At 64.4% G+C, this 12,272-nt stretch carries 12 protein-coding genes and 1 tRNA gene; 6 read left to right on the forward strand and 7 right to left on the reverse strand.

Annotated features, from left to right (window positions below):
* Positions 1-135: 135 nt before the first annotated feature.
* On the reverse strand, positions 136-1,437 hold the full coding sequence (locus I6F28_RS28465; RefSeq protein ID WP_036003052.1) for an ammonium transporter: 1,302 nt from the start codon (positions 1,435-1,437) through the stop codon (positions 136-138).
* A gap of 136 nt (positions 1,438-1,573) precedes the next feature.
* Entirely contained in the window at positions 1,574-1,912 is a 339-nt protein-coding gene (locus I6F28_RS28470; protein ID WP_008142802.1) for a P-II family nitrogen regulator, read from the reverse strand.
* Between the two features lie 260 nt (positions 1,913-2,172).
* Here I6F28_RS28470 and I6F28_RS28475 point away from each other — a divergent pair, with 260 nt between their 5' ends.
* On the forward strand, positions 2,173-3,051 hold the full coding sequence (locus tag I6F28_RS28475) for a DUF4339 domain-containing protein (protein ID WP_225142287.1): 879 nt from the start codon (positions 2,173-2,175) through the stop codon (positions 3,049-3,051).
* Positions 3,052-3,081: 30 nt separating this feature from the next.
* Here I6F28_RS28475 and tesB read toward each other — a convergent pair whose 3' ends face one another.
* Positions 3,082-3,945, reverse strand: a complete 864-nt coding sequence (gene tesB, locus I6F28_RS28480; RefSeq protein ID WP_036003028.1) for an acyl-CoA thioesterase II — start codon at positions 3,943-3,945, stop codon at positions 3,082-3,084.
* 205 nt (positions 3,946-4,150) lie between these two features.
* On the opposite strand from tesB, the gene I6F28_RS28485 reads away from it, so the two are divergent.
* Complete coding sequence (locus tag I6F28_RS28485) at positions 4,151-5,371, forward strand: ubiquinone biosynthesis hydroxylase (protein ID WP_225142289.1); 1,221 nt, start codon at positions 4,151-4,153, stop codon at positions 5,369-5,371.
* Between the two features lie 67 nt (positions 5,372-5,438).
* On the opposite strand, the gene I6F28_RS28490 is transcribed toward I6F28_RS28485, so the two are convergent.
* Positions 5,439-5,636: a Trm112 family protein gene (locus tag I6F28_RS28490; protein WP_036003042.1), complete on the reverse strand. Its 198-nt coding sequence runs from the start codon at positions 5,634-5,636 to the stop codon at positions 5,439-5,441.
* A gap of 57 nt (positions 5,637-5,693) precedes the next feature.
* Positions 5,694-6,224: a TetR/AcrR family transcriptional regulator gene (locus I6F28_RS28495; RefSeq protein WP_225142291.1), complete on the reverse strand. Its 531-nt coding sequence runs from the start codon at positions 6,222-6,224 to the stop codon at positions 5,694-5,696.
* A gap of 91 nt (positions 6,225-6,315) precedes the next feature.
* On the opposite strand from I6F28_RS28495, the gene I6F28_RS28500 reads away from it, so the two are divergent.
* On the forward strand, positions 6,316-6,666 hold the full coding sequence (locus tag I6F28_RS28500; protein ID WP_036003036.1) for a hypothetical protein: 351 nt from the start codon (positions 6,316-6,318) through the stop codon (positions 6,664-6,666).
* A gap of 352 nt (positions 6,667-7,018) precedes the next feature.
* Positions 7,019-9,520: an EAL domain-containing protein gene (locus I6F28_RS28505; RefSeq protein ID WP_225113162.1), complete on the forward strand. Its 2,502-nt coding sequence runs from the start codon at positions 7,019-7,021 to the stop codon at positions 9,518-9,520.
* A 136-nt stretch (positions 9,521-9,656) separates the two neighbouring features.
* Here the strand turns inward: I6F28_RS28505 and I6F28_RS28510 are convergent, their stop codons facing one another.
* Positions 9,657-10,334 carry an LON peptidase substrate-binding domain-containing protein gene (locus I6F28_RS28510; protein WP_036003016.1) on the reverse strand — a complete coding sequence of 226 codons (678 nt, stop codon included), beginning with the start codon at positions 10,332-10,334 and terminating at the stop codon, positions 9,657-9,659.
* Positions 10,335-10,439: 105 nt separating this feature from the next.
* The gene (gene trxA / locus I6F28_RS28515) at positions 10,440-11,363 is read right to left on the reverse strand and encodes a thioredoxin (protein ID WP_025033093.1); all 924 of its coding nucleotides are present in this window, start codon (positions 11,361-11,363) and stop codon (positions 10,440-10,442) included.
* 271 nt (positions 11,364-11,634) lie between these two features.
* Here trxA and I6F28_RS28520 point away from each other — a divergent pair.
* Together I6F28_RS28520 and I6F28_RS28525 are read left to right on the forward strand one after the other, a co-directional pair.
* Positions 11,635-11,709: transfer RNA gene (locus I6F28_RS28520), tRNA-Gly, on the forward strand.
* 271 nt (positions 11,710-11,980) lie between these two features.
* A complete protein-coding gene (locus tag I6F28_RS28525) occupies positions 11,981-12,235 on the forward strand; it encodes a hypothetical protein (protein WP_036003012.1) in 255 nt (84 codons plus the stop codon).
* The last annotated feature ends 37 nt before the right edge of the window (positions 12,236-12,272 follow it).

Raw genomic sequence — 12,272 nt, forward strand, 5'->3', positions numbered from 1 at the left:
GTGTTGCAATGCAGTGCGCTATTACGTCGCGCTCAAAACGTGGTCACGCCTGCTGAAAATAAGGGCAAGACAGGCTCCCGACACAATGTTGCTCACGTGTCGGGCAGCGAGGCGGTATTTACGTAGCGTCGGCGCCTACTGCAGGGCTTCACCGTGCTGCGAAATATCCAGACCCTCCAGCTCGTGCTCACGGGATACGCGCAAGGGCACGAACAGGCCGACCAGCTTGAGCAGGATGAAGCTGACGCCCGCCGACCAGACGAAGGTCACGGCGACCCCATAGAACTGGATCAGGAGCTGCTGCGGATTGCCCTCCAGCAGGCCGGCGGTGCCGCCGATGGCGCTGGTGGCGAACACGCCGCCGAGCAGGGTGCCGGTCAGGCCGCCGATGCCGTGGACGCCGAAGACGTCGAGCGAATCGTCGTAGTCGAAGCGGTGCTTCAGCCAGGTACAGGCCCAGTAGCAGAGTGCACCGGCAATGATGCCGATGACGATGCCGTGCCATGGCGCGACGAAGCCCGAGGCCGGCGTGATGGTGCCGAGACCTGCGACCGCGCCGGAGATCATGCCGAGCACCGAGGGCTTGCGCCGGGTCGCCCATTCGATCGCGCCCCAGGTCAGCGCGCCCGCGCAGGCGGCCAGATGGGTCGCGATGATCGCCATCACCGCGCGTGAGTTCGCTCCGAGCGCCGAGCCGCCGTTGAAGCCGAACCAGCCGACCCACAACAGGCCGGTGCCCATCACTGCGAGCGACAGATCGAACGGCGAGAGATTCTCGGTGCCGTAGCCGTGACGGCGTCCCATCACCTTGGCTGCAACGAGGCCGCCGGTGCCGGCCGACAGATGCACGACGAGACCGCCGGCGAAATCGAGCACGCCCATGCTGGCGAGGAAGCCGCCACCCCACACCCAATGCGCCAGCGGAATGTAGACGAAGATGAACCAGGCGACCGAGAACAGGAGATAGGCGGAGAACCGCATGCGGTCGGCGACCGAGCCCGCGACCAGCGCCACCGTGATGACGGCAAACGTCATCTGGTACAGCATGAACAGCGATTCCGGGATCGTCTTCGCCGCGGGGTTGACGCTGTCCATGGTCATGCCGGCGAGAAACCAGCGATCGAGCGTGCCGATCCAGGGGCCGTCGCCGACGAAGCACAGCGAGTAGCCGAACGCCACCCAGAGGATTGAGATCAGCATCACCGCGGCCAGGCTCTGCGCCATGGTGGCGAGCACGTTCTTCTTGCGCACCATGCCGGAATAGAACAGCGCAAGCCCCGGGATCGTCATCATCAGCACCAGCGCTGTCGCGACGATCATCCAGGCGGTGTCGGCGGTGCTGATCTCGTTTGCCGCCGCGTGCGCCGGCGCAGCTAGGACGGACACAAATCCGATTGGCGCAGCCTTGGCAGCTGCGCGGCGCGACAATCCCGCCATATCGTTCCCCCCGGCATCAATTGGCGTCGCACATCATGGCGTATTTGCCCGGTGCGATCGAAGCAGTCGTGTCAAAGCGTTTTCGAGCGAAGTGGATACCGGTTCGCGTGACAAGAAAACGCGTCAAAACAAAAAGTCAGAGCGCGTCGCTGTCGGTCTCGCCGGTGCGGATGCGCAGCGCGTGGTCGATCGGCGTGACGAAGATCTTGCCGTCGCCGATCTGGCCGGTGCGCGCCGTCGCGGTGATCACGGCGACCGCCTTGTCGGCGACGTCGGAAGCGACCGCGATCTCGATGCGCAGCTTCGGCAGGAAGTTCACGACATATTCGGCGCCGCGATAGATCTCGGTGTGGCCCTTCTGCCGGCCATAGCCTTTCACCTCGGTCACGGTCATGCCGTGCACGCCGATCGCCGTTAGGGCCTGGCGGACCTCATCGAGCTTGAAGGGTTTGATGATCGCGACGACGAGTTTCATGGTCAGGCCTATTCCCCGGGATGCGCCGCGCCGTATGTCCCCGGCGCTGCGTCAATCTGGCATCTTTCCGGGCAAATGGCACAAAAAAGTTGCAGATTGAAGCGGAAAAACGTTTGGCCAAGGGCGGTCATGTGAACGGCCGCCTCTGTACAGGGCAGCTGTTCATCATTCACAATGCATTTTTGGCATGGATGCGGTGAACCCAGGCGTGAACCGAAGCGTCCCGGCCGGTACACACCTAAGTTCGAGGGGGACGTTCCATGGCGAGTTGGTTCTACGCATCCGAGGGTAAGCAGCAGGGGCCCTTTCCGGAAGGGCAATTCCGCGACCTCGTTGCCCAGGGCGTCGTGCGTCCGGACACCTTGGTCTGGACCGAGGGCATGGCCGGCTGGCAGAAGGCCGCCGAAATTCCCGGCCTGATCGGCGGCGGTGCGCCGCCGATGGTCCCGACGGGCGGAAGTGGCTATGGCGGCGCTGCCGGCTATGCAAGCGGTGGATCGCTCTCGGTCGATTTCAGCATCCTCGAATTCACCTGGCGCAGCATCGTCCTGCTGATCGGAATGATCTTCGTCATCCCGGCGCCTTGGGCCTTCGTCTGGTACACCAGATGGATCGTCTCCTGCGTGAACGTCCCCGGGCGGCCGAACCTCAGCTTCCCCGGCAATGCGATGACGTTGGTGCCGTGGTATTTCGGCTTCATCGTTCTCGCCATCGCGCTTGGCTTCGTCGGCAGCGAGATATTGAGCAACCTGCTGTTCATCGTGCAGATCGTGCTCTACTGGCTGCTGATCAAATGGATGGTCGCGAACCTCGCCTCCAACGGGCAGCCGCTGGGCCTCAGCTTCACCGGTTCGGTCTGGGCCTATATCGGCTGGAATCTGCTGTTCGCGATTTCCATCATCACCATCATCGGCTGGGCCTGGGTGGCCGCGGCTCAGATGCGCTGGTTCTGCCGCAACGTCGAGGGCACCCGGCGCGAGATCGTCTTCAAGGGCAGCGGCCTCGATATCCTCTGGCGCGGCATCGTGGCCGCCATCCTGATGTGCTTCATCATCCCGATCCCGTGGGTGTACCGCTGGATCATGAACTGGTTCGCCTCGCAGACCGAGCTCGCGCCGCGCGGCTCGCTCGGGGCATGATCCGAACGCTTCAGGCGCTGCTTGAAGCGATCAGGCCTTCCGTTCGCGCACCGAGCCTTCCTGCGCGACGGAGGCGACCAGCGTGCCGTCCGGCTTGAAGATCGAGCCGCGGGTCAGCCCCCGTCCCGATTGCGCGCTCGGCGAATCCTGCGCGTAGAGCAGCCATTCGTCGGCGCGGAACGGGCGATGGAACCACATCGCGTGGTCGAGACTCGCCGGCATCATGCGTTTGTCGAACAGCGTGCGGCCATAGCGCGCCATGATCGCGTCGAGCAGTGAGAAGTCCGAGGCGTAAGCGAGCGCGCACATGTGCAGCGCCGGATCGTCGGGCAGCTTGGCCGCGGTCTTGATCCAGACGTGGATGCGGCCGTCGTCGATCTTCTGGCCGAAATAACGGCCGAGCTCGACCGGGCGCAGCTCGATCGGCCGATCGGATTCGTAGTAGCGGCGGATGAAGTCCGGCATCTCCTTGAACATCGGCTGCTTCGCCACCTCCTCCGCCGTGAGCTTTTCCGGCGGCGGCACGTCCGGCATCTTGTCCTGGTGGTCGAACGCAGTCTCCTCCTCGGCGTGGAACGAGACCATGATCGAGAAGATCGCGTTGCCGTGCTGGATCGCGGTGACGCGGCGGGTCGAGTAGCTTTTGCCGTCGCGCAGGCGCTCGACCTGATAGATGATCGGGATCTGCGGATCGCCCGGCAGGATGAAATAGCAATGCAGCGAATGCGGCAGCCGGCCCTCCACGGTGCGGCAGGCCGCGACCATCGCCTGCCCGATCACCTGGCCGCCGAACACCCGCTGCCAGCTCGTCTTCGGGCTGTTGCCGCGGAACAGGTTCACCTCGAGCTGCTCGAGGTCGAGGATCCCGATGAGGTCGATCAGTCCTTTGGACATGATGGTGCTTTCCAGTGATGCCTCATTCCGGGGCGCACGCGGTGCGAACCCGAAAATCTTGAGCTGATAAACCTCCGGATTCCGGGTACGCGTGTTGCGCGCCCAGGAATGACGGAACGAAGGGCTAGCGGTCCTCGTTTCACCGCACTGTTTCGCCCAGCTCAAGTCTGCTAGCAAGACCGAGAATTGTCCGGGAAGCTTTGGTATGTCGGTACAGGGTAGCATTGTCATCGGTGGCGGCGCGTTTGCCGGCCTTGCGCTGGCCTTGGCGCTACGCCAGGGGCTCGGGCCCGAGATCCCAATCATCGTCGCCGATCCCGCGCTCGGCACGCGGCCGAGCCGCGACCCCCGCGCCACCGCGATCGTCGCCGCCTGCCGCCGCCTGTTCGAGACGATCGGCGCCTGGGACGACGTCCGGGGCGAGGCCCAGCCGATCCTCGACATGGTCGTCACCGATTCCAAGCTCGAGGACGCCACCCGCCCGGTGTTCCTGAACTTCGCCGGCGACGTCGCGCCGGGCGAGCCCTTCGCGCATATGATCGAGAACCGCCGCCTGATCGACGCGCTGGTGGTGCGCGCCGAGGCCGACGGCATCGATCTTCGCGCCACCCCGGTCGCCTCCTACGATGCGCGCACCGACGGCATCGAGGTGACGCTCGGCGACGGCAGCGTGATCGCGGCGGGCCTCTTGGTCGCCGCCGATGGCGCGCGGTCGAAGCTGCGCGAGCGCGCCGGCATCGTCACTCATGGCTGGGAGTACGATCAGTCCGGCATCGTCGTCACCGTCGGCCACGAGCGCGATCACGAGGGCCGCGCCGAGGAACACTTCCTGCCGGCCGGCCCGTTCGCGATCCTGCCGCTCACCGGCAAACGCTCCTCGCTGGTGTGGACCGAGCGCCGCACTGAGGCCGCGCGCATCATCGCCCTCAGCGACGAGGAATTCCACGCCGAGCTCGAGCAGCGCTTCGGCCTGCATCTCGGCGAGGTCAGTGTGCTCGACAAGCCGCGGGCGTTTCCGCTGTCTTATTTCGTCGCGCGGTCCTTCATCGCCGAGCGCCTCGCGCTGGTCGGCGACGCTGCCCATGTCATCCACCCCATCGCGGGCCAGGGCCTCAACATGGGCCTGAAGGACGTCGCTGCGCTGGCGGAAGTGGTGGTCGATGCCGCGCGGCTCGGCCTGGATATCGGCGGGGCGGACGTGCTCGAACGCTACCAGCGCTGGCGCCGGTTCGACACCATGGCAATGGGCGTCGCCACCAACTCGCTGAACTTCCTGTTCTCCAACCAGTCGACGCTGTTGCGCACGGTGCGCGACATCGGCCTCGGCCTCGTCGACCGCGCCCCGCCGCTGAAGAACCTCTTCATCCGCCAGGCCGCAGGCCTCACCGGCGAGGTGCCGCGGCTGTTGAAGGGCGAGGCGTTGTAAGGGCGAATGGTGAGTATCGAGTGGCAAGTGGACCCATTCGCCATTCGCCACTCCCCACTCGCTGTTATCAATCGATCTTGCGCGCCTCTTCCGGCAGCATGATCGGGATGCCGTCGCGAATGGGATAAGCGAGCTTGGCGCTGCGCGAGATCAGCTCCTGCCGCTCAGCATCGAATTCCAGCGGGCCCTTTGTCAGCGGGCAGACCAGGATCTCCAGCAATTTTGGATCGACGCTGGCTTCGGGACGTTCGGTGGGCGCGTTCATGGAAGTCTCCGGCACTTGCTTGCCTTTAGCATAGAAATTCGCGCCCGCCATCGCGCTTTAGGCGGAGACCATCGCCAGGAGCTCGTCGAGCATGGTCCGCAGCCGCGCGGCCGGGATTGACGGGCCTGACAGGGCGAAACCGAGAAATGTCCAGTACAGGATCTGCGCGCGGGCCTGCGCCGTTGCCGGGGCGAGTCCCCGCTTCTGCAGCAGCTCCTCGATATAATCGAGCCTGCGGCGATCGATGGCACGCACCGCCCCTTGCGCGCTAGCATCGAACGCCGCCCAATTGCGCACCGCGCGTTCGAGGTCGAGCCGCGCGCCGAAGGATCTCCGCAGCAGCATCTTGACCGGCTCGTCGCCGGCGGCTTCGACGTTGGCGATGATCCGCTCGGCCGCGATCTCGCGCCAGCGCTTCAGCACCGCGGCGTGAAACGCGGCGAGATCGGCGAAATGCCAATAGAAGCTGCCGCGCGATACGCCCATGGCCTTGGCGAGCGGCTCGGCCTTCAAGGCCGTGAAGCCGCACTTGGCCAGGGCCTTGAGGCCCTGGCCAGTCCAATCGTCAGCGGAGAGCTGTTGGTTCATGTCGTTTCCCGAAAAGCGCACCATACACTAATGTATTGACAGGCGCTTGGCCAGACGCTATCGAAACATACATGAGTGTATGGAGGCGTCGATGCGGGATCTGCTGCTCCAATGTGCGGGCGTCGTGACCATCGCAGTTGCGCTCGTTCACGGCTACCTCGGCGAAGCCAAGGTCTTCGCCCGCGCGCGCATCGAGCCGGAGCGCCTCCGCACCTTGATCCGGCTGGTGTGGCAGGCCTCGACCGTGGCCTGGATCGGCGGTGGCGTGCTGCTGATCGCGGCGCCGTGGATGCAATCGGAGCCGGCTCGTCACTGGATCGTCGCGACCATGGCCTGCGTGTTCGGCTGCTCCGCCCTCGCCAACGCATGGGCGACGCGGGGCCGGCATTTCGGCTGGATGGCGCTCAGTGCGGTCGTCGTGATGTCGGTTGCCGGGTACTAGAACTCATCTAAAGCGGACCAGATCCGTTACCGATCGACCAGGCATTCTTCGGATGCCGTCTCGTCCCTTTCGTGCTCCACGTTGCTGGCGTGGCGCTGATGGGACTCCTGCAGCGCGATGATCACCGGACGCAAGCGCATCCGCGTCCATCTCCAGTCATCCGCAAACGCGCGCAGCGGGCTTCCGGCGCGACCGGCGCGCGGACCGTGTTAGCCCCACAGATCAAATTTTACGGACGGTGTTGGCAAGCCGCTAAGCATGCGATCAGGCGCGGCACAAAATTAACGCGAAGGGCGATTAGCCGGTCCAGCATCGACAAACATCAACAATATCGACGATGGGGCGAAACTGAATGTTCCGCGTTTTCTCCTGCCTTACGGCCGAACACGATTGGCGGCTCGTCGTGCTCGCTGCTCTGGTCTGCTTCGTTGCCAGCATCGTCGCGGTCAGCATCTTCCACCGCGCGATCGCAACGCGCGGGAGAACCCGGTGGATCTGGATCGCCATTGCCGGCGCGGCCATCGGATACGGCATTTGGGCTACGCATTTCGTCGCGATGCTCGCCTACGAGCCCGGGGTCACGACGGGCTACGGCATCGTGTTGACGGCGTCCTCTCTCGCGGCGGCAATGCTGCTGACCTCGGTCGGCTTCGGCGTCGCGGTCGTCACGTCCGGCCGCTGGCGCGCGGCGGCTGGCGGCGTCATCATCGGTGGCGGCATTGCCAGCATGCACTATCTCGGAATGTGGGCGCTCGAAGTGCCGGGCCGAGTCTCCTGGTCCGTGGACCTCGTGCTCCTCTCCATCGTTCTGGGCATGTGTTTTGGCTATGCTGCGCTGGCGGCAGCGCTCACCCGTCAGGGTTATAGCGGCACGCTGGCAGCCGCCACCCTGCTGACGCTCGCCATCGTGTCGCATCACTTCACGGCCATGGGCGCCGTGCAGATCACACCGGATCCGGCGCTCGCGACCGATACGCTTTCGCTGTCTCCGGCCTTCCTCGCGCTCGCCATCGCCGGCGTCGCATTGTCCGTGCTGGGCATGAGCCTGATCGGAGTGCTGGCCGATCGTCGTCTGGCGACCAGAACCGCCAGGTTCGAGGAGATCATCAGCCAGCTCTCCATCGCCCGGCAGCAGCTCGAAGGGTCGCAGAACGAGCTCAAGGAACAGAAGCTGAGGCTGGACACGGCCATCAACCATATGGTCGAGGGCCTTTGCATGTTCGACGCCGGGAAGCGGCTCGTCATCTGCAACGAGCGTTACGCCCGTTTGTACCGGCTGCCGCCGGAACTGCTGCGTGCGGGAACTCCGCACCGCGACATCATCCGTCATCGCGTCACCAGCGGCATACTCGAAGGCGAGGCCAGCGATTTCGCCGCCGAACGGCAGATCGCCAGGCTCGAAGCACTGCCGATCCATGCCGTCTCGAGCCGCATCGATGCGTTCGCCGATGGGCGGCTGATCTGCGTGACGCGGCAGCCGATGGCCGGCGGCGGCTGGGTGGCTACGCATCTGGATGTCACCGAGCAACGCCGGTCCGAAGCGAAGATCACCTACATGGCGGAACACGATGCGCTCACCGAGTTGCCGAACCGCGTGCTGCTCAAGGCGCGTCTGGAGCCTGCACTCGCCGATACGCGTGGCGGAAATCTCCATCTGGCGGTTCTCCTGCTCGACCTCGACCGCTTCAAGGAGGTCAACGACACGCTCGGACATCCGGCGGGCGACCTGCTGCTGCGCTCAGTCGCGGCGCGCTTGCTGGATTGCATCAGGGAGACGACGTTCGTCGCCCGACTGGGCGGCGACGAATTCGCAATCGTCGACTACGTGACCAATCCGGCTGCGGACGCGGCCTCTCTCGCCGAGGCGATCCATGGCGCGCTCAGCGAGCCGTTCGATCTCGGCGATCATCAGGTCATTGTCGGCACCAGCATCGGGATCGCCCTTGCGCCCCGAGACGGCGCCGATTCCGACACGATCCTCAGGAGCGCAGATCTTGCCCTCTACTCGGCCAAGAGCGGCGGACGTGGTGCATTCCGCTTCTTCGAGCCGGAGCTGGACCGGCTCCTGCATGCGCGCCGCAACCTGGAGCGGGATCTGCGGAAGGCGCTTGCGAGGAGCGAATTCGAGCTCCACTACCAGCCGTTCGTCAATTTGAAGAGCGGCGAGACCTGTGGCTTCGAGGCGTTGCTGCGTTGGCATCACCCCGAGCGGGGTCTGGTCTCGCCCGGCGAATTCATTCCCGTCGCGGAGGAAACTGGCTTGATCCTGCCGCTGGGGGAATGGGTGTTGAGAACCGCCTGTGCCGAAGCGGCAAAATGGCGTTCCGACCTGAAGATCGCGATCAACCTGTCTCCAGCGCAATTCAGGAGCAAGGAGCTCGTGTCGACGATCGTGAGCGCACTGGCGGCGTCGGGGATTGCTTCAGACCGGCTCGAGCTCGAGGTCACCGAAACCGTCATCATGCATGACAGCGGGACCGTATTCGCAGCACTCAGCCAGCTGCGCGAGCTCGGGGTGCGGATTGCCCTCGACGATTTCGGCACCGGCTATTCGTCGCTCAGCTTTCTGCAGAAGTTTCCCTTCGATAAGATCAAGATCGATCGCAGCTTCGTCAGCGAGCTGTCCAGTCCGATGGAGGAGCCCCATCGGATCGCGCGGGCCGTGGTCCAGTTCGCCACGAGTCTCGGTAAGACGTCCACCGCCGAAGGCGTCGAAACCGCCGAGCAGCTGGACATCCTGCGCCAGGAGGGCTGCGTCGAGGCCCAGGGCTTCCACCTCAGCCCGCCGATACGAGCCTCGACGATCGCACGGCTTGCGGATCGAAAGGCCGAGGCCGGCGAGTTTGCCGCATAGAGCATGATCCGGACCCGAAGGGCCGCGTCAGCGCAAAGTGTGTAGCGGTTTTCCGAAAAGATCATGCTCAAACCAAAAAGCCCAAAGCGCGATGAGGATTCATCCTAATCGCATCGCGCTTTGGGTCGCTTGACGATCACTGCAGCGGCGGGTCGCCGCTAGTGCGCTTCTTGGCGAGGTCCATCTCGGTGACGGCGATCAGGATCTCGGCGCGGGTCTTCAGGTCGGGCGCCTCCAGCATGGCCTGCTTTTCCGCGGGGCCGTAGGGCGACATCATCGCGAGCGCATTGACGAGGGCTTCATTGGGCGCGCTCTCGACGCCCTCCCAGTCGACCTTGAGGTTGTTGGCCTTCAGGAAGTCCGCCAGCACCGCCAGCAGCGCCTCGCGGTCGACCTCCTCCTCGCCGCGGCGCGCGGTGAAATCGTCGACGTAGGCGAAGAAGTCCACCTTGCACTGCCGATAGGGGGTGAGCACCTCGAGCTCCTCGACCACCTTGAAGCGCGACACGCCGGTGAGCTCGAGGATGTAGCGGCCGTCGCCGGACTCGGCGAGCTGGGTGATGCGGCCGACGCAGCCGACGCGGAACAGCGCCGGCTTGTCGGAATCCTTCCGCGAGTGCGCGATGTCGGGCTGGATCATGCCGATCAGGCGATGGCCGTCGCGGAAGGAATCGTCGACCATCGAAAGGTAGCGCGGCTCGAAGATGTTGAGCGGCATCTGGCCGCGGGGCAGCAGCAGCGCGCCCGGCAGCGGGAAGACCGGAATGATCTCCGGGAGGTCGGCGGGCCCGCGATATTCGATGTTGATCGGCATCTGCCCGGTCCCCTGGCGTTGCTAGCGCATGATCCGGATCCGAAGGACCGCGTTAGCGCAAAGTGTGGAGCGGTTTTCCGAACAGATCATGCTCAAAAAAGGCCGTTACGAAAACAGGATCGTCGACAAACGTTTGCGGCCTTCGACGGTTGCATCATCCGTGCCGCCCCAGGCCTCGAAGAACTGCACCAGCTGCTTGCGGGCGCCGTCGTCGTTCCATTTGCGGTCGCGCTTGATGATCTCGAGCAGCTGCTCGGTCGCCGCCGCGCGGTTGCCTTGGGCGTTGAGCGCGGTGGCGAGGTCGAATCGGGCCTGATGATCGAGCGGGTTTGCGGCGACTTTCTGTTCCAGCTCGGCAACCGGTCCGAGCGATTTCGCCTGCTCGGCGAGATCGATCGCGGTCTGCACCGCCTTCACGGCCGGGTCGTTGCGCTTGGATTCCGGCACCATGGCCAGCGTCTGCTTGGCCTGCTCCATCGCGCCGGAAACGGCGTAGCACTTCGCAAGGCCCGCAAGCGCCGCGATGTTGGTGGAATCATGCTGCAGCGCCTCGGCATAGATCTGCGCCGCCGCCGCCGCGTCGCCCTCGGCGAGCACTGCGTCGGCCTCCTGCACGATCTCGGCGACGTTGACCTCGCCCGGCGCGGTGACGCCCTTGGTCAGCCGCTCGATGAAGGCGTTGACCTGGCTCTCCGGCACCGCGCCCATGAAGCCGTCGGCCGGCTGGCCGTTGACGAAGGCGATCACGGCCGGGATCGACTGGATGCCCATCTGGCCCGGGATCGCCGGATGATGGTCGATGTTCATCTTGACCAGCTTGACCTTGCCCTTGGCCGCCTTCACCGCCTTCTCCAGGACGGGGGTGAGCTGCTTGCAGGGGCCGCACCATTCCGCCCAGAAATCGATCAGCACGGGCTGGCGCTTCGATTCCTCGATGACGTCCTTCACGAAGGTCTGGGTGGTGGTGTCCTTGATCAGGTCGGCCGCAGCCGGGCCCGCCGCTCCGTTACCCTGGTCGATGATCGTCACGGGATTCCCTCGTCATTTCTGGAATGGCGGCTCTTTAGCACGCCGCCGCGTCATATGCTTGTGGTCGGCTCCTAAATTGGGCCGAATGGGCCGAATTTCAATCCAGGCCCTCCGATTCGCCGGTTCCGGGACGTTTCCGGTCGATTTGGCCGGCTTTGGGCTCCATACAGGGTCCGAATTGCGAATTGAGGCCGCCTGTAGCTGTTGCATTCCCCTCCCGCTTTTGGCATACGACAGCCGTTGCCGGCGCGTCACGCGACCGACACAGGATGCGGGTGTAGCTCAGTGGTAGAGCACGACCTTGCCAAGGTCGGGGTCGAGGGTTCGAGCCCCTTCGCCCGCTCCAGTTTTTCCTAGGCTGGCCTAGGAAGCGCTCTCCAACCTCGGAGAGCATTGTATGAGCCTCAAAGACTCCAAAGGGCAAGCGCGAGCTGTTGTTGGGCATGAGCCGCCTCGTACGGCGATTTGCTGTCCGCGCTTGCGAGAGCGGCCTCAAACCGAGGCCGGAGCAATTTTGAAGGTCTTTCGGTATTTACGGGCAAGTGAAGACGCCGGGAAGGCAGCAACTCAATGGATTCTCAGGCCTTGGTTCACTATATTTGGGGAGAGGAGTTTCCATGTCTGCTCAGCGCTCCGCCACCAAGGCCCAGTATACCGCTGGTGTAATCCAGCGGTTGGCGGCCGCTAACAACGTGGCAGTGATCGCGACATCGAACGATGTCTTTGCCCATCACGTGACGCGGCTCTCCGGCGATGACGTGAATTTCGATCCTATCGAGAATACCATCGTCGCACTCCAGCGCGCCGGGATTTTGGATCGTGTCCAAGCGGTGCGTCTTCAAGCGCGCTATCTTCGCGAAAGCCGTCTGTGACGTTTGATCCGTTTGGAGATTTGCGACGCGCGGTTAT

This window comes from Bradyrhizobium sp. NBAIM14 (assembly GCF_020193895.1).
GTDB lineage: Bacteria > Pseudomonadota > Alphaproteobacteria > Rhizobiales > Xanthobacteraceae > Bradyrhizobium > Bradyrhizobium yuanmingense.

Coding starts and splice junctions, on each gene's coding strand:
- I6F28_RS28475 (WP_225142287.1), top strand. CDS start 2,173: ATGGCGAGTTGGTTCTACGCATCCGAGGGTAAGCAGCAGGGGCCCTTT.
- I6F28_RS28470 (WP_008142802.1), bottom strand. CDS start 1,912: ATGAAACTCGTCGTCGCGATCATCAAACCCTTCAAGCTCGATGAGGTC.
- I6F28_RS28495 (WP_225142291.1), bottom strand. CDS start 6,224: ATGAACCAACAGCTCTCCGCTGACGATTGGACTGGCCAGGGCCTCAAG.
- tesB (WP_036003028.1), bottom strand. CDS start 3,945: ATGTCCAAAGGACTGATCGACCTCATCGGGATCCTCGACCTCGAGCAG.
- I6F28_RS28500 (WP_036003036.1), top strand. CDS start 6,316: ATGCGGGATCTGCTGCTCCAATGTGCGGGCGTCGTGACCATCGCAGTT.
- I6F28_RS28485 (WP_225142289.1), top strand. CDS start 4,151: ATGTCGGTACAGGGTAGCATTGTCATCGGTGGCGGCGCGTTTGCCGGC.
- I6F28_RS28505 (WP_225113162.1), top strand. CDS start 7,019: ATGTTCCGCGTTTTCTCCTGCCTTACGGCCGAACACGATTGGCGGCTC.
- I6F28_RS28525 (WP_036003012.1), top strand. CDS start 11,981: ATGTCTGCTCAGCGCTCCGCCACCAAGGCCCAGTATACCGCTGGTGTA.
- I6F28_RS28510 (WP_036003016.1), bottom strand. CDS start 10,334: ATGCCGATCAACATCGAATATCGCGGGCCCGCCGACCTCCCGGAGATC.
- I6F28_RS28465 (WP_036003052.1), bottom strand. CDS start 1,437: ATGGCGGGATTGTCGCGCCGCGCAGCTGCCAAGGCTGCGCCAATCGGA.
- I6F28_RS28490 (WP_036003042.1), bottom strand. CDS start 5,636: ATGAACGCGCCCACCGAACGTCCCGAAGCCAGCGTCGATCCAAAATTG.